This is a genomic window from Mycolicibacterium chlorophenolicum (assembly GCF_001044235.1).
Classification (GTDB): domain Bacteria; phylum Actinomycetota; class Actinomycetes; order Mycobacteriales; family Mycobacteriaceae; genus Mycobacterium; species Mycobacterium chlorophenolicum.
Map to the genome: position 1 here is coordinate 534,863 of NZ_JYNL01000069.1, position 19,314 is coordinate 554,176.

21 protein-coding genes are annotated in these 19,314 nt (G+C 68.1%); 17 read left to right on the top strand and 4 right to left on the bottom strand.

Annotation, left to right across the window (positions count from 1 at the left end; all coding sequences use genetic code 11):
- The first annotated feature begins 30 nt into the window (after window positions 1-30).
- From MCHLDSM_RS32475 to MCHLDSM_RS32490, 4 genes are all read left to right on the top strand, one after another.
- Window positions 31-687, top strand: coding sequence for a VOC family protein (locus MCHLDSM_RS32475; protein ID WP_048474166.1), 657 nt, complete (start codon window positions 31-33; stop codon window positions 685-687).
- A gap of 25 nt (window positions 688-712) precedes the next feature.
- Window positions 713-2,200 carry a serine hydrolase domain-containing protein gene (locus tag MCHLDSM_RS32480; RefSeq protein WP_048474167.1) on the top strand — a complete coding sequence of 496 codons (1,488 nt, stop codon included), beginning with the start codon at window positions 713-715 and terminating at the stop codon, window positions 2,198-2,200.
- A 158-nt stretch (window positions 2,201-2,358) separates the two neighbouring features.
- Window positions 2,359-2,916, top strand: a complete 558-nt coding sequence (locus MCHLDSM_RS32485) for a hypothetical protein (RefSeq protein WP_048473813.1) — start codon at window positions 2,359-2,361, stop codon at window positions 2,914-2,916.
- A 31-nt stretch (window positions 2,917-2,947) separates the two neighbouring features.
- Window positions 2,948-3,982, top strand: coding sequence for an NAD(P)H-quinone oxidoreductase (locus MCHLDSM_RS32490; protein WP_048473814.1), 1,035 nt, complete (start codon window positions 2,948-2,950; stop codon window positions 3,980-3,982).
- On the opposite strand, the gene MCHLDSM_RS32495 is transcribed toward MCHLDSM_RS32490, so the two are convergent.
- Together MCHLDSM_RS32495 and MCHLDSM_RS32500 are read right to left on the bottom strand one after the other, a co-directional pair.
- Window positions 3,956-4,609 (bottom strand): hypothetical protein, encoded by a 654-nt coding sequence (locus MCHLDSM_RS32495; RefSeq protein ID WP_048473815.1) that lies wholly within the window; start codon window positions 4,607-4,609, stop codon window positions 3,956-3,958. The genes MCHLDSM_RS32490 and MCHLDSM_RS32495 overlap by 27 nt on opposite strands.
- A complete protein-coding gene (locus MCHLDSM_RS32500) occupies window positions 4,606-5,562 on the bottom strand; it encodes a CPBP family intramembrane glutamic endopeptidase (protein WP_048473816.1) in 957 nt (318 codons plus the stop codon). The genes MCHLDSM_RS32495 and MCHLDSM_RS32500 overlap by 4 nt, the downstream gene beginning before the upstream one ends.
- A gap of 271 nt (window positions 5,563-5,833) precedes the next feature.
- Here MCHLDSM_RS32500 and MCHLDSM_RS32505 point away from each other — a divergent pair, with 271 nt between their 5' ends.
- Entirely contained in the window at window positions 5,834-6,436 is a 603-nt protein-coding gene (locus MCHLDSM_RS32505) for a TetR/AcrR family transcriptional regulator (protein ID WP_048473817.1), read from the top strand.
- Window positions 6,437-6,478: 42 nt separating this feature from the next.
- Here MCHLDSM_RS32505 and ampC read toward each other — a convergent pair whose 3' ends face one another.
- Both ampC and MCHLDSM_RS32515 read right to left on the bottom strand, forming a co-directional pair.
- Window positions 6,479-7,654 (bottom strand): class C beta-lactamase, encoded by a 1,176-nt coding sequence (ampC, locus tag MCHLDSM_RS32510; RefSeq protein WP_063840667.1) that lies wholly within the window; start codon window positions 7,652-7,654, stop codon window positions 6,479-6,481.
- 223 nt (window positions 7,655-7,877) lie between these two features.
- Window positions 7,878-10,151: an ATP-dependent DNA ligase gene (locus tag MCHLDSM_RS32515; RefSeq protein ID WP_048473818.1), complete on the bottom strand. Its 2,274-nt coding sequence runs from the start codon at window positions 10,149-10,151 to the stop codon at window positions 7,878-7,880.
- Between the two features lie 41 nt (window positions 10,152-10,192).
- Here MCHLDSM_RS32515 and MCHLDSM_RS32520 point away from each other — a divergent pair, with 41 nt between their 5' ends.
- From MCHLDSM_RS32520 to MCHLDSM_RS32570, 12 genes are all read left to right on the top strand, one after another.
- A complete protein-coding gene (locus tag MCHLDSM_RS32520; protein WP_048473819.1) occupies window positions 10,193-11,128 on the top strand; it encodes a carbohydrate kinase family protein in 936 nt (311 codons plus the stop codon).
- Window positions 11,128-12,054, top strand: coding sequence for a non-homologous end joining protein Ku (gene ku / locus MCHLDSM_RS32525; RefSeq protein ID WP_048473820.1), 927 nt, complete (start codon window positions 11,128-11,130; stop codon window positions 12,052-12,054). Before MCHLDSM_RS32520 ends, ku begins: the two co-directional genes overlap by 1 nt.
- A 271-nt stretch (window positions 12,055-12,325) precedes the next feature.
- Entirely contained in the window at window positions 12,326-12,667 is a 342-nt protein-coding gene (locus MCHLDSM_RS36755; RefSeq protein ID WP_234714263.1) for a hypothetical protein, read from the top strand.
- Between the two features lie 61 nt (window positions 12,668-12,728).
- Window positions 12,729-13,091 carry a heme-binding protein gene (locus MCHLDSM_RS32530; RefSeq protein WP_048473821.1) on the top strand — a complete coding sequence of 121 codons (363 nt, stop codon included), beginning with the start codon at window positions 12,729-12,731 and terminating at the stop codon, window positions 13,089-13,091.
- Between the two features lie 18 nt (window positions 13,092-13,109).
- Complete coding sequence (locus tag MCHLDSM_RS32535; protein WP_048473822.1) at window positions 13,110-13,562, top strand: hypothetical protein; 453 nt, start codon at window positions 13,110-13,112, stop codon at window positions 13,560-13,562.
- 93 nt (window positions 13,563-13,655) lie between these two features.
- Window positions 13,656-14,447 carry an SDR family oxidoreductase gene (locus MCHLDSM_RS32540; protein ID WP_048473823.1) on the top strand — a complete coding sequence of 264 codons (792 nt, stop codon included), beginning with the start codon at window positions 13,656-13,658 and terminating at the stop codon, window positions 14,445-14,447.
- A 9-nt stretch (window positions 14,448-14,456) separates the two neighbouring features.
- Window positions 14,457-15,533 carry an NAD(P)H-dependent amine dehydrogenase family protein gene (locus tag MCHLDSM_RS32545; RefSeq protein ID WP_048473824.1) on the top strand — a complete coding sequence of 359 codons (1,077 nt, stop codon included), beginning with the start codon at window positions 14,457-14,459 and terminating at the stop codon, window positions 15,531-15,533.
- A 25-nt stretch (window positions 15,534-15,558) separates the two neighbouring features.
- Window positions 15,559-15,807 carry a hypothetical protein gene (locus MCHLDSM_RS32550; RefSeq protein WP_048474169.1) on the top strand — a complete coding sequence of 83 codons (249 nt, stop codon included), beginning with the start codon at window positions 15,559-15,561 and terminating at the stop codon, window positions 15,805-15,807.
- Window positions 15,808-15,874: 67 nt separating this feature from the next.
- Entirely contained in the window at window positions 15,875-16,072 is a 198-nt protein-coding gene (locus MCHLDSM_RS32555) for a hypothetical protein (protein WP_234714264.1), read from the top strand.
- 94 nt (window positions 16,073-16,166) lie between these two features.
- A complete protein-coding gene (locus MCHLDSM_RS32560; RefSeq protein WP_048473825.1) occupies window positions 16,167-17,393 on the top strand; it encodes an Nramp family divalent metal transporter in 1,227 nt (408 codons plus the stop codon).
- A complete protein-coding gene (locus tag MCHLDSM_RS32565; RefSeq protein WP_048473826.1) occupies window positions 17,394-18,458 on the top strand; it encodes a poly-gamma-glutamate hydrolase family protein in 1,065 nt (354 codons plus the stop codon). It begins immediately after the preceding gene.
- Between the two features lie 60 nt (window positions 18,459-18,518).
- On the top strand, window positions 18,519-19,304 hold the full coding sequence (locus MCHLDSM_RS32570) for a DUF1365 domain-containing protein (protein ID WP_048473827.1): 786 nt from the start codon (window positions 18,519-18,521) through the stop codon (window positions 19,302-19,304).
- The last annotated feature ends 10 nt before the right edge of the window (window positions 19,305-19,314 follow it).

A 19,314-nucleotide genomic window follows, 5' to 3' on the forward strand; every position in this document is an offset into this window, starting at 1 on the left:
GTACCGACAGCCGTGGATTGGAGCGACGCCGTGAGCCTGGAAATCGAGTCGTTGCACATCGCGGACCCCGCCGAGGCGTGGACGCGGGCCGGATTCCGTGTCGATTCGGACGTCGATTCGGACGTCGACCACGTCTGCCGCGTCGGCGGTGTGCGCGTCCGGCTGATCGGCCGCAGCCGCGGCTCGGGAATCGTCGGATGGACCCTGCGCGGCCTGCCGCCCGGCAGCCGGCCGGCCGACGTCGACGGGATCCCCACGGCCAGTTCGCAGGCCGACGCGCCTGCGCCGGCCGCGCATCCCAACGGCGTCACCGCGATCGACCACGTCGTTCTGATGTCGCCCGACCTCGACCGCACGGTCCGGGCCTTGGTCGCCCTCGGCGTGCACCCGCGCCGGGAACGCGACGCCGAGATCGGCGGACGGCCGATCCGCCAGATCTTCTTCCGCTTCTCCGACGTCGTCATCGAGGTGGTCGGATCGCCGGGAACCGCCGGTTCGGGTCCCGCGACGCTGTGGGGCATCACCTACGTGGTCACCGACATCGACGCCACCGCCGCGTTTCTCGGTGAGCGCACGACAGCGGTGAAGCAGGCCGTGCAGCCGGGTCGCCGCATCACGACGCTGCGCCACCGGGACGTCGGGATGTCGGTCCGGACGGCGATGATCTCGCCGCGACGCGATCGCTGACATGCGAGCGGCTACCGTCGACGGGGTGACGGTGCCACGGTCGCGCCACGCTCGGGTCGGCGTCGCGGCGGCGGTGCTGCTCACCCTCGCCGCCGCGCCGTCCTGCGGGCCGGCAGCGCAGCCACCATCGGCGACCCGCACGTCCACGACAACGACACCGCCGAGCAGCTCGCCGTCGGCCGTTCCGCCGCCGCCGGTGACACCTGTCCCCGAGCTCGCACCCGTCGCCGACCTCGTCACCGATGCGATCGCCGCGCACCGACTGCCGGGGGCGGTGGTCCAGATCGGGCATGCGGGAAAGATCGTGTTCCGCAGGGCCTTCGGTCAACGCAAGCTCGACGGCGAACCGGGACTGGACGGCTCGCCGGCGCCTGCGGAGCCGATGACCGAGGACACGATGTTCGACCTGGCATCGCTGACGAAGAGCCTCGCGACGGCGCCGGCGATCATGCAGCTGTCCGAACAGGGGCGCCTGCGCGTCGACGACCCGGTGCAGGCATACCTGCCGGATTTCAATCCACTCGCCGATCCCCGGCGGGCCCGCGTGACTCTGCGCATGTTGTTGACCCACACGTCCGGGATCGCCGGGGATCTGAGCCTCGACGGGCCGTGGGGACTGGACCGGGCCGACAAGGCCGACGGCATCCACCGTGCGCTGGGTGCGTGGGTGGTGTTCGAACCGGGACAGCTCTTCCACTACTCCGACATCAACTTCATCCTCCTCGGCGCGATCGTCGAGAAGCTCACCGGTCAGACGGTGGACGTGTACGCCCGAGACAACGTCTTCGGCCCCCTGGGCATGCGCGACACCCGATACCTCCCCGCCACCAAAGCCTGTGGCCCGCATCGGATGCGGGGCACCGCCGTGATCATCGACCCGAAGGCGTCCCCGGCACGCGAGTGTCCGGCGGGGACATGGAGTACCGATCTGCTGCCCCGCATCGCGCCCACCGCCCACGACGGCGACACCCCGGGCCTCAACCCCGATTACGGGTATCTGCTGCGCGGCACCGTTCACGACCCAACGGCTCGGCGGATGGGTGGCGCCACCGGTAGCGCCGGCGTGTTCTCCACCGTGGGCGACATCGGACTGTACGCACAGGCCCTGCTCGACCGGCTCGCCGGCCGTCCGAGCGAGTACCCTTTGCCGCAGTCAGCCGCACAGCTGATGACGAGCCCGCAGCAGCCCGGGCACGCCGCGGGCCAGATCGATGCGGCGAACGCCGAAGACGCCGCGGCGGTGCACTATCCCGCGATACCCGGACAGGATCTGCGCGGCTTCGGCTGGGATATCGACACCGCCCATTCCCGCCCGCGCGGCACCGTCTTTCCGGTGGGGAGCTTCGGCCACACCGGCTTCACCGGGACATCGCTGTGGCTGGACCCCGGGTCGGACACCTACGTGATCGTGCTGTCGAACGTGATCCATCAACCCGGCGGCCCGCCGATCGTCGGCTTGAGCGGCGACATCGCCACCACCGCAGCCCGTGCGCTGCACCTCTACGGCAGCTGACGAGTCGGCGGGGTGGGGGCTAGCACTACCTGACGGGTCGTGACAGCGTCATTGTGGGCCCCACTCCCGCGCAGACAAGCTGGACACGTCGGTACGCCACCTCATCGCAGAGTCCGCGACGGCCGGCACCAAGCGACCTTCTACGGCAGGAGTCATTGATGGAGAACGATGTTCGCGACGATCTGGTTCTTTCGCATGCGGTCGTCACCGCCGATGTCACGGTGGACTTCGATGCCGTCGACATCGCCGCGTGGCTGAAGACCCTCCCGACACACGAATACCAACGTTGCGCACCGGGCGATCACAAGGCCGCCGGCTACACCGTGGACGACGACGGGACACCGATGTCCATCAACGTCGAGATGATCGGCACGGGCCTGGTGATCCAGCAATACCGATTCGAGGTGGCAGAACCGCACTACTGCAAGATGGTGTCGCTGTCGGACGTCCTCACTCCCTCGGGATGGACCACCACGCAGGTCATCTGGGAACTGCGCATGGAGAGGCTCGACGGCGACCGCTGCCGTTACACCAACACGGTGACGTCGCACCCCACCGAGAGCTTCCTGCAGTTCATCGGCGCGCAGGGACAGACCTTCACCGAGGCCGCGAAGGCTCGCCAAGAAGCATCGGGACAGCACTGCCGAGTCGAGACGCCGCGGTACGCGCAGAGCATCGCCCGCTGGGCGGCGGCACGTTCGACCGTGACCGCGTGACTGACTCCCTCAGGGAGAGAACGGAACTGAGATGACATCAGCAGTGTTGTTCGACCGTCCCGGTCCACCCGATGTCCTGCGCTGGCGGCCCGTGGATCCGGTACGACCTGGCCCCGGCGAGGTGGTGATCAGGGTGGCCGCCGCCGGCGTCAACAACGCCGACCTCATGCAGCGTCGGGGTCGGTATCCCGTGCCGGCGCGGGCGCCGCGCCCCCTGGGCTTGGAGTGCTCAGGCACGATCACCGACCTCGGTGCTGATGTGACGGCCTGGTCGGTGGGCGACAGGGTGTGCGCGCTGCTCGACGGCGGCGGCTACGCCGACGAAGTCGCGGTGCCCGCCACCCAGGTGATGCGAATCCCCGCCGGCCTCAGCGACATCGAGGCGGCGGCCGTCCCCGAGGTCGCCGCCACCGTCTACTCCAACCTCGCCATGGTCGCCCGGCTGACCGCAGGCCGGACGGTGCTGATCCACGGCGCGGGCGGCGGCATCGGCACCTTCGCGATCCAATGGGCCTCGGCGATCGGGGCGCGCGTCATCACCACCGCAGGAAGCCCGACCAAAACGCGTGCCGGCCTCGAGATGGGAGCAGACGTCGCAATCGACTATCGCTCCGAGGACTTCGTCGCGGCGACGCTGGCCGCGACCGGGGGCCGCGGAGTCGACGCGATCCTGGATGTGGTCGGTGCGGATTATCTCGCCCGCAACGTCGAATGCCTCGCCCCCGACGGGCACCTGGCGATCATCGGCGGCGATACCGCACCGGCACCGCTCGACCTCGGGCTGCTGATGTCCAAGCGGGCCAGTGTCACGGCGACGATGCTGCGAGCCCGGCCCGCTCATCAGAAGGCGGAGATCATCGCCGGGGTGACGCGAGATGTGCTGCCGCTGTTCGACAGCGGCGCCGTCCGGGTCGTGGTCGACACCATCGTGCCCATCGCGCAGGCCGCTCGCGCCCACGAGCTCATGGAATCCGGGCGCACCGTGGGCAAAGTCATTCTCGACAACCGGCACCGAACTGACACTCAGGCCGTCCGAGTTTCAGGTGCCGGCACCTCCGTCGAGTAGCCAGTGGTGGCGCATGCCCATTGCCCGTTCCATGGCGCCGACCACCGCGCCGAATCCCAACGCGAGGTTGAGCCATACCGGAAGATGCAGAGGCGACTCGAAGGTTCCGAATTTCTCTGCAAGGAGGGGAATCTCGGAAATCGGCCCTGCGGCCTGCAGCATGTTGAGCCCTACTCCGATGAGCAACATCAGCACCGAGACCGCACCGATGAACCCACTCGCGAGGGGATGCTCGTGTGCGAAACGCATACGCCGCCCCTCAGCGGACTTCGGATCGGGATCGAGTCGGCGCTCGGTGCCGTCGTCGGCAACGAAATGGCAGCGCCGCAGGCCGACCTGGCTGGTGCGGACCTCGATGTGGCCGTGCGCGACGGGGAATCGAGCGGGAACCTTCGACTGTGCCCGGAGCTGCCCATCGAGGTAGAGCCCCGCCGTGACGACGCCAGTTTGAGCGTCGCCACCGTGCTTCACCTCGATGGTGTGCAGGACGTGTCGGCCGTCAACCGGGAGTGGAATCGACATCACCGATCGTCGCGTCATCTGCCACCAGCGGAAGGGCTTGAGCGGGCGCCCGTCGCCTGGCTTCACACGTCTGGCGAGCCGCCGTTCGTTCCAGCTCGGGCTCACTGCTCGGGCCCCGCCGCCGGGTGGGCCGCAGGCGTGCGCGCAGGTCCACTCGTGCGGGTCATCCACCACACCGTCGCGGTGATGACGACCAGCGCGGCGCTCGGCACCAGGTTCGCCGCCGAGCCGACCGCGTCACCTCGATTCGCGAGCTGGGCACCGATGTCGAGGTGCAGGGTCGTGCCGAGCACGAGGAACGCAACGTTGTAGACGCCGTGGAGGACGACGGCGACCTCGAGACCGCCGGTGCGCCACGTGACGATCGCCGTCGACGAGAACAGGAGAAGGTAGGACGTCAGCAGAAACGGATCGAGCGTGCCGTGGGCGAGCGAGAACAGCACCGTCGTCCCGACGATGCCGAGGATCGCGCCGGAGCGCGCGCTCGGCGCCCAGCCGCCGAGGACACGAAACATCAGGCCGCGGAGTCCATACTCTTCACCGGCTGCAGCAAGCGGGATGAGCACCATGCCGATGACGAAGAACGCCACGAGATCCGCAGTCGCCCAGGGAACGCTGCCACTCTCGCCCACAACGACGACGGCGACCGCGATCAGTACCAGGGGTCCGAACGCCAGCAGTGCTCGACCGAACACTCCGTAGCGGAAGCACCCCGAAACGGAGTGCAACGACCTCGGCGGCACGCCGTAAAGCACACGTTGAAGAAGCATGCAGTACGGGATCAACAAGGCCAATGACAGCGCGCCGGCGGCCTGCTTCAGAGGTGTCGAGGGACCGGAGCGACCGAACAACTCCCGGTCGACGATCACCGACATCGCGTCCAGAAGCACTGCGAAGCCGATCATCCCGATCACCAGCAACGCGATGGCCACGATGCCACGCAGGATGCCGCGAGGCGCTCCCGCGTACACGCGGTGATACTCGACGCCGACCGGGACCCGCGGCATGGGTACGGGATCATCACCTCGCAGGATCCAGCACTGGGTCTTGGTGTTCATCGTCTGCCCCTTCGATGATCGGCGTGGTGTCAGCACGTAACGAGGACGTATTCGTCTGCGCGCTCGGTGATTTCGCTCATCTCGCTTGCCGTCGGCGCGAGCCGCATGCGATATCTCCATGGTCGTGTCGTCACGCACGGGTCGGCAGCCGAACTCTCACCTGCTTCTCGGAGCCACACCGACGTCGGATCGACTGAGCTCTAGTACACTGTACTAGTTCCGTCCACAAAGTAGCACAGTGTGCTAAGAACGGAGGGGAGGTGCCGACCCGATGAGCGAGCCGACGAAACACAGCACGCGAGAAAAGATCCTGATCGCCGCGGCGACGATGCTCGGAGAGGATCCGACCTCCCGGCTGAGTGTGCGCGCCGTCGCCGCGCGCGCCGGGGTCAGCACCGGCTCGCTCCGCCACTTCTTCCCCACGCAGCAGGCGCTGATCGACACCGTCATCGCCGGACTCTACGAACTCGACATCCCCGACGACCCGATGCACGACACCACCAGGGACCCGGGCGACCGTCTCGTGGCCTGCTTGCAGCTGCTGCTGTCACAGGTGGGTACGGGCGAGCGGGCACGCGAGCACTGGCGCGCACTCCACGACGCGTACGTCGCATCGCCACCGTCCGCGGACGCGACCCATGCCTTTCTCGCGCTCGAACGCCTCACCCTGGATTACATCGCGCGGTGGCTCAGCACCTTGCGCGACGAAGGAGCACTCGCGTCCGGCGATCTCGATGCGCAGGCGCGGTTCCTCAACACCGTGATCAATGGACTTTCCTTCGAGCGTGCCCTCCCCGGCGACCGTGAACGGCTATCCCTCGAGGCCCATACGCTCCGCATCGCCGCTGACAGCATCCTGCAGCGCAGAACGTGAACCACCACGGAAAGAGACGATCTCCATCGCCGAGCGCCGTGGTCATTCCGCCACGTGGCCAACGCTGTCCAGAATCCGGTACGCGGCATCGACACGTGCGCTGTTCGAGTAGTTCTTGTTGGCCAGCAGAATGACCGCGAGGCGCTTCTGAGGGATGTAGGCGACGTAGGAACCGAAACCATTGGTGGAACCGGTCTTGTTGAACAGTGCCGACGGATCAGGGGGAGACGGTGTGTCCAGCCACTCGATCGGCGGTGGCTGGGAGGCCATGGCATCGGAATTACCTGCGATCAAGGCGGTTTCGGTGACGGGCTGTGGGTAGATCTCCCATCCCAGGCCTTGTGTCATGCCGTTCACCCGGTAGTAGCCGGTTTGCGTTGTCTCGATCGCGCGGCGCCATGGGTCATCTCGACCCTCGGGCTGCATGGCGGCGGTGACGAATTGGACGAGATCGTGCGTGGTCGTCTTGATGCCGTAGGTCTCGGCGTCCAAGGCACCGGGTGTCACCCGTGTCGGTGCGCCGGTCTTCGTGTATCCCTGCGCGTAATGAGCCATTTCGTTGCTCGGAATCTGAAGGTAGGTGTTGTCGAGACCCAGCTGGGGCAGCAGCGTGTTCTGCAGGAGATCGGCGAAACTGCCGCCCAGGCTTCGTGCCGCCAGGTAGCCGAACAGCCCCAGGCTGGGGTTCGAGTACAGCCGTCGACTTCCGGGCGGATAGGACGGGTCCCAGTGCCGGAAGTAGCCGAGCATCGATTCGGGAGTATCTGCCTCGGCCGGGAACTGCAGTGGCAATCCGCCGGCCGAGTAGGTTCCGAGCTGCAGCATGCTGATGCGGTCGAACGCCGTGCCGTGCAGAGCGGACCAATGGGTGCTGGCGGGGTCGGACAATGAAAGTGTCCCTCGCGCCTGGGCGTAACCGGCCAGCGTGGCGGTGAAGGTCTTGCTCAACGACCCCACTTCGAAGAGCGTGTCGTCGTCGACGGGCGCACCCTCGCTCTTAGATGCGACACCGTAGTCGAAGAAGTGCGGCTTTCCATCGACGATGACGGCGACGGCCATGCCGGGGATGGCGTGCTCGGCCATGAGCCGGCGGATTGTCGGGTCGACGACGGATCCGACGGGGTCGACGTCGCGAACCTCTTGTACGGCACCACTGCACCCAGCCGCGACAATCGAGGCCAGCAGGCACGCGAGCGCGGCGTTGAGCTTGGTTCTCACGCTGAACCGGCTGAGTTGCGAGAAGAGGATTCCGGCGACCAATGCGAGCCGGCCGAACGGCCGCCACGTGGACAACCGGGACGTCGTATCAGAAGGTGAAGTCAACTCTGCTGCGCCTATTCGTTTCAGGAAGCCAGCACTAGCACGCTGTACTAGCGAGGAGCTCTCACACTAGCACGCTGTGACAACCCGCTTCGGGAGAGCGCTCCCTGCGATAGGGCATCTACCGCGGTGATTCCCATGCGACCTCGTCGGGTTCCTTGTCCGGCCGCAGACCCCGCCAACTCGCCTGGCGCAGCCGGTCGTCGCCCGTGCGCTCGCTGTACCGGACCTCGCCGACCAGCTCCGGACGGACGAAGGTGACACCCTTGGCGTCCTGTTTGGGAAGTGTTGTGGCGAAGGGTGATTCGTCGGTGCGCAGCGGCTCGAGTATCGTGCGGAGCGAGGCCAGTTCCTTCTCGGTGAAGCCGGTGCCGACCCGGCCGACGAACTGCAGGCCGTCCTCGGTGGGGATGCCGAGCAACAGCGCACCCAGACCGCTCGTGCGCCCGCCGTTTCCCTCGCGCCAGCCTCCGATCACCACCTCCTGGGTGTTCCACAGTTTGTCCTTGACCCACGCCGCGGACCGACGTCCGGGCTGGTAGGTGGAGTCCCGCTTCTTGGCGACCACCCCCTCCCAACGCTTGTCCGCCGCATAGGCCAGCGCGGCGGCGCCGTCACCGTCGATCTGCGGGGGCACGATGAGCCCGCCCTGGTCGGCGAGCGCCTCGAGCAGCCGCCTGCGGTCGGCGTACTTGGCCCGCATCAGCGATCGGCCGTCAAGGAAGACGATGTCGAAGGCCCAGAACTCGACCCGGGTGGACCGCTTGCGGTTCTGCATCTCGCGGAAGCTGGGGACGCCGGATTCGTCGAGAGCCACCGCCTCCCCGTCGAGGATGACATGGTGATCGGCCAGATCGGCGGCCACCGCCTGGAATTGGGGGTACTCGGCGGTGACGTCGCGGCCGCGGCGGGACCGGACGGCCAGTGTGCCGTGGTCCGCCTCGACGAGAACCCGGTATCCGTCCCACTTGCCCTCGAACGCCCATTGCTTCTCGGGAAGTCGCTCGACCGATCCCTCGGTGCTCAGCATCGGAAGCAGTTCGGAGAACGCGGCGCGCTTCTGGTCCTTCATCCGGTGCGCCAACCAGTTCTTGCCGTCGGTCTGGATCAGTGCGTAGCGGCCCTCGATCTTCGCCCCGTGCAGCGTGACGATGACCTCGCCGCCGCGGGCGGGACCGTCGGGCGGGTTGTCGTTGAACTTCTCGGTCTCGTAGGTGCCGGTGTCCCAGATGTAGACCTCGCCGCCGCCGTACTCACCCTTGGGGATCTCGCCCACGAAGGTCAGGTACTCCATCGGATGGTCCTCGGTGTGCACGGCGAGGTGGTTCACCGACGGGGTGTCGGGCAGGTTCTTCGGCACCGCCCAGCTGACGAGGACACCGTCACGTTCCAGCCGGAAGTCGTAGTGCAGCCGACGCGCATGATGTTCCTGGATGACGAACGCGTCGTTGGCGCCGACCCGCGGCGCGTCGGCGGGCACGGGCTCGGGGGTCTTCGCCGTGTCGCGCATCCCGCGGTAGGTGGTGAGCCGATCGGGTGCGGGCAGCGCCGGATCGAGGTCGGCCAGCAGGTCCCCGTCGCGGTCCAGCCGGTCGAGCACTTCGTCGAAGGTCAGGTGGCGCAGCTCGGGATCGGCGATCTCGTCCCAGGTGCGCGGTGCGGCGACCGTCGGATGATCCCGTCCGCGAAGCGAATACGGCGCGATGGTCGTCTTGTTCGCGTTGTTCTGGCTCCAGTCGAGGAAGACCTTTCCCTCGCGCAGGCTCTTCGTCATCGTCGCGGTGACCTTCGTGGGCATCGTCTGCTCGAGTTGCACGGCCACGCGTTTGGCGAGCACCGACGCGCCGCGCGAACTGATGGGGTCGTCGAGCGGGACGTAGAGATGCAGCCCCTTGCTGCCGCTGGTCAGCGGGTACGTGCGCAGGCCGATGTCGGAGATGAGGTCGCGAACTTCGTGGGCGACCTCGCAGAGTTGCCGCATCGACACCCCCTCGCCGGGGTCGAGATCGAACACGATGCGCGTCGCGGGGCCCACCTTGTGATCGACGAAGCGCCATTGCGGCACATGCACTTCCAGCGCGGCCTGCTGCGCGATCCACGCGAGCCCCTCGACGGTGTCGATGACCGGATAGGTGGTCGTGCCCGACTTGTGCGCGATCGTGCCGCGGTCCAGCCACTCCGGTGCCGAGGAGGCCAGTTGTTTTTCGAAGAAGGAGCCCTCGGCCACACCGTTGGGCCAGCGCTTGCGGGTCACCGCGCGTCCGGCGATGTGCGGCAGCATCGCGTCGGCCACCTCGACGTAGTAGTCGAAGATCTCCGCCTTGGTGGTCCCCGTCGCCGGGTACAGCACCTTGTCCGGGTTGGTCAGCTTCACCCGGCCCACACGATCCACCACATCACGGTATTACCCGTTCCCCGACCGGTAGCGTCGACACGATGCGGGCACTGGTCATCGGCGAGGCGCTGATCGACATCGTCGAGCGCGACGGGAACGTCACCGGTGAGTACGTCGGCGGCAGCCCCCTCAACGTCGCGGTCGGGTTGGGGCGGCTGGGCAGGCCGGTCGACTTCCTCACCCACATCGCAGCCGACTCCCGCGGACAGCGGATCCGTGAGTACGTCGAAGCCTCTGGCGTGCAGTTGGTTTCGGGTAGCCTGTCCGCCGAGCGGACGCCGACGGCGCGGGCGATGCTGGACCCCGCCGGGCGGGCCACCTACACCTTCGACATCGACTGGCGGCTCAGCGGTACGCCCGAGGCGGGACCCCCGGCGGTGCTGCACACCGGGTCGATCGCGACCGTCCTCGAGCCCGGCTGCCTCGCCACCGCGGCACTGGTCGAGACGTACCGTCCGTCGGCGACGATCACCTTCGATCCGAACATCCGTCCCGCCCTGATCGACGATGCGGATGCGGCACGGTCCCGCATCGACCGGTTGCTCGAGCGGGCCGATGTCGTCAAGGTCAGCGACGAGGACCTGCGATGGCTGGAGCCCGAGCGGCCGCCGGAGGAGGTCGCCGCGGCCTGGCTGGAGGCCGGTCCGTCGGTGGTGGTGGTGACCGAGGGCGCCGAGGGCGCGGTGGCGATGTGTCGCGCCGGGAAAGTCCGGGTACCTGCAGGAAATGTGCAGGTGGTGGACACCGTGGGCGCCGGAGACGCGTTCATGACCGGGTTGATCGATGCGTTGTGGTCGCTCGATCTGCTCGGCGCGGGGCGGCGCGCGCAGCTGCACGCCATTGATACCGACGCGCTCACCACCGCGGTCCGGACCGCGACGCTCACCGCGGCGGTCACCGTGACCCGTGCCGGCGCCGACCTTCCCGACCGCGCCAGCCTCCGCCACGCGGCCGAGTCTTCGGACATACTGAGCTGATGCGATCCATATGGAAGGGTTCGATCGCCTTCGGCCTGGTCAATGTGCCGGTGAAGGTCTACAGCGCCACCCAGGATCACGACATCAAGTTCCACCAGGTGCACGCCAAGGACAACGGGCGCATCCGCTACAAGCGCGTCTGCGAGGTGGACGGCGAAGAGGTCGAATACCGCGACATCGCACGGGCCTACGACTCCGACGACGGCCAGACGGTGATCATCACCGACGACGACATCTCCACCCTTCCCGAAGAGCGCAGCCGCGAGATCGAGGTGCTCGAGTTCGTCCCCGCGAGTGACCTCGATCCGATGTTGTACGACCGCAGCTACTTCCTCGAACCCGACGGCAAGTCGTCGAAATCGTATGTCCTGCTTGCCAAGACGCTGATGGAGACGGATCGCGTCGCGATCGTCAACTTCGCGCTGCGCAACAAGACCCGGCTCGCCGCGCTGCGCGTGAAGGACTTCAGCAAGCGCGACGTGATGATGATCCACACGCTGCTGTGGCCCGACGAGATCCGTGATCCCGACTTCCCGGTCCTCGACAAGGAAGTCGAGGTCAAACCCGCCGAACTGAAGATGGCCAGCCAGGTCGTCGACTCGATGACCGATGATTTCAACCCCGACCGCTATCACGACGACTACCAGGAACATCTGCACGAGCTGATCCAGGCCAAGCTGGAGGGCGGCGAAGCCTTCACCACCGAGGAACAGCCCACCGAACTCGACGACACCGAGGACGTCTCGGATCTGCTGGCCAAGCTGGAGGCCAGCGTCAAGGCGCGCAAGGAACAGGGCGGCTCGACGGAGCCGGCGAAGAAGGCGCCCGCGAAGAAGGCGGCGGCCAAGGCCCCCGCCAAGAAATCAGCGGCGAAGAAGACCGCGGCCAAGAAGGCGCCGGCGAAGAAGGCCGCAGCCAAGAAATAGCGGTACGGCGGCCGGCGCTGGTCCGGGCCGCCTGCGTCGGAGGACCAATGGCCCTCCGGCGTGCCCCGATGGGCACTATCCGATGCGCTGTCGCATCAGTTGCACTGATGTCAGCGGTTCTGCTGCTCGTCCGATCCGGCGCTCACGTCCGGGCCGCCGTTCGGATCAGCACACGAGAGAGGACGCCCCGCCGGGCGCGCAGTGCCGAGAACTTCACGCATCGCCCATCGAGAGAAGATGCCCCATGAATCCCTGGCTACGACGCAGCGCCATGTCAGCCGTCGTGTTGGCATGCCTGCCGCTGATGGAACTCACCTCACCGGCGGCCGCTCACGCCCAACCGCCACCGCCGCCGTGCCCACCGGGCATGTACTGGAACTTCACCACGCTGATCTGCGAGTACCCCCCGCCCCCGGCCGTGTACGTCGATCCATGGTTGCCGGTCTACGTCCCGGACCTCGTCGATGTGAACCTCGACCTCGACATCCCGGTTCCCGGACCTCCGGGGATCGGGCCTCCGGGAATCGGGGCGCCGGGACCTCCGGGAGTCGGCCGTCCCGGACCGGCACCCCGACCCGGTGGTGGCGGGGGCCGACGTGGTGGACGGCGCTGACGCAACGCCGCGCCTCCGCCCCAACCGCCGGAACCGTCGCTCTCATGAAGGAGAAGAACCCATGATGTTGTCCCCCAATCGAATTCGGCCACGCACCATGGCGGGCGCCGTCGGCGCCGGCGTACTGGCCGGTGCCATGTTCTTCGGCGGCGCCGCTGCTGCCACCGCTCAGCCACCGTCACCCAAGCCGCCGAACTGCACGCCCGCGGACTGGGCCGGGGTGCGGGCGGGCGTTGCCGCGGCCACGTCGGCCTATCTGTTCACCCACCCGCCGGTGAACGACTTCTTCGCGACCCTCGAGGGCCAGTCGCGCGAAGAGATGCAACCGCAGGTGCAGACGTATCTGGACGCCAACCCGCAGGTTCGCGCCGAACTGACGAGCATCAAGCAACCCGCGGTCGACTTCCTGGATCGCTGCAGATAAGCCGGCAGGCGAGAACGGGTGAACCTGGCGAGCTGGGTGGTGGGCCTGTCGCTCATCGTGCTGACCATCGCCGTCCACAGCACCGCGGTGGTGATGATGGCGTTCGGCATGGAACACAGGATCCGCGCCCGCCTCGAGAAGCACACGCTCGACCCGCAGCGGGCGATTCCGATCGTGATCGGCACCATCGGATTCGTCGCCGTGGTCTTGGCCGTGGTGCACGGGCTGGAGGGGGTGCTCTGGGCGTCGGCGTACCGGTTACTCGGTGCGTTCGACTCGTTCGCCGACGCGTCGGTGTACTCCCTGGGCACCATGATCACCCTCGACATCCCAGGACTGGTGTTGCCGTCCCGGTTGCGGATGATCAGCGCGCTGGAAGCGGTCAACGGCGTCATGCTGTTCGGCATCAGCACGGCGTTCCTCTTCGCCGTGATGCAGTCGTGCATCTCCTCGCTGGTCCGGCGACGGTGATGCGAGACCGGCCCACGCGGACCGCACCGACAAAATAGAACGTGTTCCAAAAAGTACCCACGGCGTCGCCGCGGGCTTGCTAGCGTGACGCCCGTGATTCTGGACAGTTTCCGGCTCGACGATCAGGTGGCAGTGGTGACGGGGGCGGGCCGGGGCCTCGGCGCCGCGATGGCGGTCGCGTTCGCCGAAGCAGGCGCTGACGTGCTGATCGCCGCCCGGACACAGACCCAATTGGAGGAGGTCGCCGAGCAGATCGGCGCCACCGGACGACGGGCGCACATCGTCGTCGCGGATCTCGCCCGGTCCGAGGACACCGCCGCGCTCGCCGCCCAGGCGGTGGAGGCGTTCGACAGACTAGACATCGTCGTCAACAACGTCGGCGGCACGATGCCCAACGCCCTGCTGAACACGTCGGCGAAGGACATGCGCGACGCGTTCGCGTTCAACGTCGCCACCGCCCACGCGCTCACCATCGCCGCGGCGCCGTTGATGCTCGAGCACTCCGGCGGGGGCAGCATCATCAACATCACCTCCACCATGGGGCGGTTGGCCGGCCGCGGTTTCGCCGCGTACGGCACGGCCAAGGCCGCGCTGGCGCACTACACCCGGCTCTCGGCACTCGACCTCGCACCGCGCATCCGGGTCAACGCCATCGCCCCCGGCTCGATCCTGACCTCCGCGCTCGACATCGTGGCCAGCAACGACTCCCTGCGGACGCCGATGGAGCAGGCCACGCCCCTGCGCCGGCTCGGCGATCCCCTCGACATCGCCGCGGCCGCGGTGTATCTCGCCTCCCCCGCCGGCGCCTACCTCACCGGGAAGACGCTCGACGTCGACGGGGGCATCACCTATCCCAATCTCGATCTGCCCATCCCCGACCTGTAGAGGACATCCATGACGATTCGAGTCGCCGCCATCGGAACCGGAAACGTCGGCAGGCACGCACTGACCCAGTTGATCAACGACCCCCGGTTCGAGCTCACCGCGGTGTGGGTGTCGTCGGAGGCGAAGGCCGGCAAGGACGCCGCCGAGCTTGCGGGACTGCCGGATTCGACCGGGGTGCTGGCCACCACCGATCTGGACGCCGTGCTCGCCACGGGACCGGAGTGCGCGGTCTACACCGCGATGGCCGACAACCGGCTGACCGAGGCGCTCGAGGACTACCGACGGATCCTGGCCGCCGGGATCAACGTCGTCGGCAGCAGCGCGGTGTTCCTGCAGTACCCCTGGGGAGTGCTGCCCGACGAGATGGTGGCTCCGATCGAGGAGGCCGCGAAGGCCGGCAACGCGAGCGTGTTCGTCAACGGCATCGATCCCGGCTTTGCCAACGACCTCCTGCCGATGGCCCTGGCCGGCACCTGCCAGAGCGTCGAGCAGATCCGCTGCATGGAGATCATCAACTACGACACTTATGACAGCGCGACGGTGATGTTCGACGTGATGGGGTTCGGCGGCAGCCTCGACGAGACTCCGATGCTGCTGATGCCCGGCGTGCTCAGCCTGGCGTGGGGATCGGTGGTGCGTCAGCTCGCCGCCGGTCTCGGCATCGAACTCGACGAGGTGACCGAGACCCACGAGCGCGTGCCAGCGCCGGAGGCCTTCGACATCGCATCCGGCCACATCGCCGAAGGAACTACTGCCGCAATCCGTTTCGAGGTCCGCGGGATGAAGGACGGTGAGGTCGCCGTCGTCCTCGAACACGTCACCCGGCTTCGCGACGACCTCTGCCCGGACTGGCCTCAGCCGGCGCAGCCCGGCGGCAACTACCGGATCGAGATCACCGGCGAACCCTCCTACGCACTGGATCTGTGCCTGAGCAGCCCCAACGGCGACCACAACCACGCCGGCCTGGTGGCCACGGCAGCCCGTGTGGTGAACGCGATTCCGGCCGTCATCGACGCCACCCCGGGCATCGTCACCGCGCTCGACTTACCTCCCATAACTGGCAAAGGTCTGTACGCTAAGCGGTGACCAGACGCTGGGAAGGACTGTGAAGATGAAGGCTCGCCTGAGTACCCTCGCTGCGTTGCTTGTTGCCGGCGGTGCCTCCGTCGCGATCGCCGCCGCACCCGCTGCCCTCGCGCAGCCGTCGTGTGTGCAGACCGGCGGCGGCGGCGGCTTCCAGGGCGGCGAGGACACCGACTGCCAGTCGCCGGGCAACGCGCAGATCAACGACACCCCCAGCGTGTACGCCGAACCGTGGGAGGGCGGCTTCCCCTGGGGTTACGGCCCCGCCATCTTCTGACCGGCCGCAGCTTTCGGAGCCGATCGGAACCATGATGCGACGAGTCCTTCGCAGTTCCCTGATCGTGATGGCGGGTGCCGTTGTGGCGCTCGGCAATTCAGCGGTGGCAGGGGCGATGCCGAAGTGCAGTGACGTGGGGAAGACGCTGACGTACTGCGAGACCAACGGCAGCACCCAGATCACCGCGACGCCGCCGCCCTGGAACTGGGGCGGCTGGCAGGGTGGCGGCTACTACCCCTTCGGAGGCTTCGGCTTCGTGCCGTGAGGCGCGACCCGGTGCGCCCGCGCCTTGCCGCGGCCGCGAGATTTCGGCTAACCTAACTTTTCTCTTCGAGTACTCGGACGGAAAAGGACGATAGGTGGCTCCCGACGTCGACGCCCGGGCACGACCGCTCTGGATGCTGCTCGGGCCCGCGTTCGTCGCCGCGATCGCCTATGTCGACCCCGGCAACGTCGCCGCCAACGTCAGCGCCGGCGCGCAGTTCGGCTACCTGCTCGTCTGGGTGATCGTCGTCGCCAACCTGATGGCGTGCCTCGTGCAGTACCTCTCGGCCAAACTCGGTGTCGTCACCGGCCGGTCGCTGCCCGAGGCCGTCGGAGCCCGGATGGGCAGGGGCACCCGGCTGACCTACTGGCTGCAAGCCGAATTGGTCGCCATGGCAACCGATCTCGCCGAAGTGGTCGGCGGGGCCATCGCGCTGTACCTGCTGTTCGACCTGCCGCTGCTCATCGGCGGCGTCATCACCGGCGCGGTGTCGCTGATCCTGCTGCTGATCCGGGACCGCCGCGGCCAGAACGTCTTCGAGCGGGTCATCACAGGCCTGCTGATGGTCATCGCGATCGGCTTCTTCACCAGCCTGATCGCGGCCCCGCCTCCCCTCGGACAGGCTGCCGCAGGCCTCGTACCGCGCTTCGACGGACCGGAGAGCATCCTGCTGGCGGCCGCGATGCTCGGGGCCACCGTGATGCCGCACGCGGTCTATCTGCACTCGGGGCTGACCCGCGACCGGCACGGTCATCCCCCGGCCGGCGCGATGCGGGCGGCGCTGCTGCGCGCCACCCGATGGGACGTCGGAATCGCGATGCTCGTCGCCGGTGCCGTGAACCTCTCCATGCTGCTGGTCGCGGCGACCACGCTGCAGGGGATGGACAACACCGATTCCATCGAGGGCGCCCACGACGCGGTGAGCAGCGCCCTCGGGCCGACCGTTGCCCTGCTGTTCGCGATCGGTCTGCTGGCGTCCGGCCTCGCGTCCTCGTCGGTCGGCGCGTACGCCGGCGCGATGATCATGCAGGGCCTTCTGCGCCGCTCGGTGCCGTTGCTCGCCCGGCGGCTGATCACCCTGCTGCCGGCACTGGCCGTGCTCGCGGCCGGCGTCGATCCCAGCCGAGCACTGGTGCTGTCCCAGGTCGTGCTGTCGTTCGGCATCCCGTTCGCGCTGATTCCCCTGATCCGGCTGACCGGTGACCCCGCGCTGATGGGCACCGACGTCAACACCCGAACCACCACGGTCCTGGGCTGGGTCGTCGCCGGCCTCATTAGTCTGCTCAACGTGGTGCTGATCTACCTGACCCTGACCAGCTGAATGGTTCGGCGGCACAGCTACTTCGCGTACGGATCCAACCTGTCCGTCCGTCAGATGGCGCAGCGCTGCCCCGGGGCCGCCGATCCGCAGCCGGCCACGTTGGCCGACCACGACTGGCTGATCAACGAGCGCGGGGTGGCCACCGTGGAACCGGCGCCCGGCGCGGTCGTGCATGGCGTCGTCTGGCGGCTCTCGGACCACGACCTGGCCAAGCTCGACAGTGCCGAGGGGGTGCCGGTGCGGTACCGGCGCGACGAGATGACCGTGCACACCCGTCACGGCAGGCAGACGGCGTGGGTGTACATCGATCACCGGGTGGAGCCGGGCCCGCCGCGCCCCGGCTATCTCGAGCGGATCCTCGAGGGAGCCCGCCACCACCGCCTGCCGACCCGGTGGATCGAGTTCCTGGAACGCTGGGATCCCACCCATTGGCCGCAGCGCCGCAGTGAGCCGGATGCGGCGGCGCCGCAGTCTCTTTCCGAGCTGTTGCAGACCCCCGGGGTGTCCGAGGACTGCGTGCTGCGGTCGCGGTTCGGCTTCCTGGCCATCCACGGCGGCGGGCTGGAGCAGATGACCGACGTCATCGCCCGCCGCGCCGCCGACGCGGCGGGCGCGTCGCTCTACGTCGTCACCCACCCCGACCGGTATCCGCACCATCTGGCGTCGGCGCGCTACGACCCGGCCGAGTCGGAGCGGTTGGCCGAGTTCCTGGCCCACGTCGAGGTGGCGGTGTCGCTGCACGGCTACGGCCGGGTGGGTCGCAGTACCCACCTGCTCGCCGGCGGGCGGCACCGGGAACTCGCCCGCCACCTGGCCGCGCACGTCACGGTTCCGGGCTATCAGGTCATCACCGAGCTGGACGCGATCCCCCGTGAGCTGCGCGGTCTGCACCCGGACAATCCGGTCAACCGGGTGCGTGGGGGCGGCGCCCAGCTCGAGCTGTCGTCGCGGGTGCGGGGCATCAGCCCGCGCAGCGGACTGCCCGGTGACGACGGCCTCGCGCCTGCGACGTCGGCGCTGGTGCAGGGGCTGGCCGCCGCGGCCCGCTCGTGGCACGTTCGCTGAGTCGTCGCGCCCTGCGCGCCGCGGAACAATCCACGTCCCCCACCGCTCCGAATACAGGATGTGGATCAACAGTGTGCAGCTGATCGGCCGGGGGCCCTCGCCCGCGGCCGAGGCGGGGCGTCCGCGCTCTACCGCACCCGCATCACCCACCTGCGTCGCGCGCCGGTGCACCACTACTTCGAGCACCGCAGCTACAGCTGGTTCGTCGACCTCGACCGGATGCCGCAGCTGCCGCGCTGGCTAAGGCCGTTCGCGACCTTCGACCCCGCCGATCACCTGTGGGAGGCGCCGAACGACACCTTGCGCGGCCGGGTCGACGCGTTCCTCGCGGACAAGGACATCGACCTGGGCGGCGGCCGCGTCACCGCGCTGATGCAACCGCGCGTACTCGGGTTCGTGTTCAATCCGCTGACACTCTACTGGTGCCACGACGCGGCCGGGGTGCTGCGCTACGTCATCGCCGAGGTGCAGAACACCTGCGGCGATCGCCATGCGTACCTGCTCCCGCCGTCGGCCGACCGGCCCGCGATGGTGACCAAGAAGCTCTACGCCTCCCCGTTCAACGACGTCGACGGCCACTACCTGGTCAGTGCGCCGCAGCCCGACGAGAACCTCGACGTGCGGATCTCCCTGCACCGTGACCACCATCCGGCGTTCGTCGCGACGCTGCGCGGGCACCGCAAGTCGGCCGGAATCGCGCAGATCGTCGCCATGCAGATGGTCGCGCCGTTGGCCCCGCTGAGCAACGCGATGAGCATGCGGGTGCAGGGCACCCTGCTGCGGTTGCGCCGCGTCCCGGTGGTGCCCCATCCCAGCGAGGAGCGGGAGAAGGTGTATCACTCATGAGAGCCGGTGA

Coding starts and splice junctions, on each gene's coding strand:
- MCHLDSM_RS32485 (WP_048473813.1), top strand. CDS start 2,359: ATGGAGAACGATGTTCGCGACGATCTGGTTCTTTCGCATGCGGTCGTC.
- MCHLDSM_RS32490 (WP_048473814.1), top strand. CDS start 2,948: ATGACATCAGCAGTGTTGTTCGACCGTCCCGGTCCACCCGATGTCCTG.
- MCHLDSM_RS32500 (WP_048473816.1), bottom strand. CDS start 5,562: ATGAACACCAAGACCCAGTGCTGGATCCTGCGAGGTGATGATCCCGTA.
- MCHLDSM_RS32505 (WP_048473817.1), top strand. CDS start 5,834: ATGAGCGAGCCGACGAAACACAGCACGCGAGAAAAGATCCTGATCGCC.
- MCHLDSM_RS32520 (WP_048473819.1), top strand. CDS start 10,193: ATGCGGGCACTGGTCATCGGCGAGGCGCTGATCGACATCGTCGAGCGC.
- ku (WP_048473820.1), top strand. CDS start 11,128: ATGCGATCCATATGGAAGGGTTCGATCGCCTTCGGCCTGGTCAATGTG.
- MCHLDSM_RS36755 (WP_234714263.1), top strand. CDS start 12,326: ATGTCAGCCGTCGTGTTGGCATGCCTGCCGCTGATGGAACTCACCTCA.
- MCHLDSM_RS32530 (WP_048473821.1), top strand. CDS start 12,729: ATGATGTTGTCCCCCAATCGAATTCGGCCACGCACCATGGCGGGCGCC.
- MCHLDSM_RS32545 (WP_048473824.1), top strand. CDS start 14,457: ATGACGATTCGAGTCGCCGCCATCGGAACCGGAAACGTCGGCAGGCAC.
- MCHLDSM_RS32550 (WP_048474169.1), top strand. CDS start 15,559: ATGAAGGCTCGCCTGAGTACCCTCGCTGCGTTGCTTGTTGCCGGCGGT.
- MCHLDSM_RS32555 (WP_234714264.1), top strand. CDS start 15,875: ATGGCGGGTGCCGTTGTGGCGCTCGGCAATTCAGCGGTGGCAGGGGCG.
- MCHLDSM_RS32565 (WP_048473826.1), top strand. CDS start 17,394: ATGGTTCGGCGGCACAGCTACTTCGCGTACGGATCCAACCTGTCCGTC.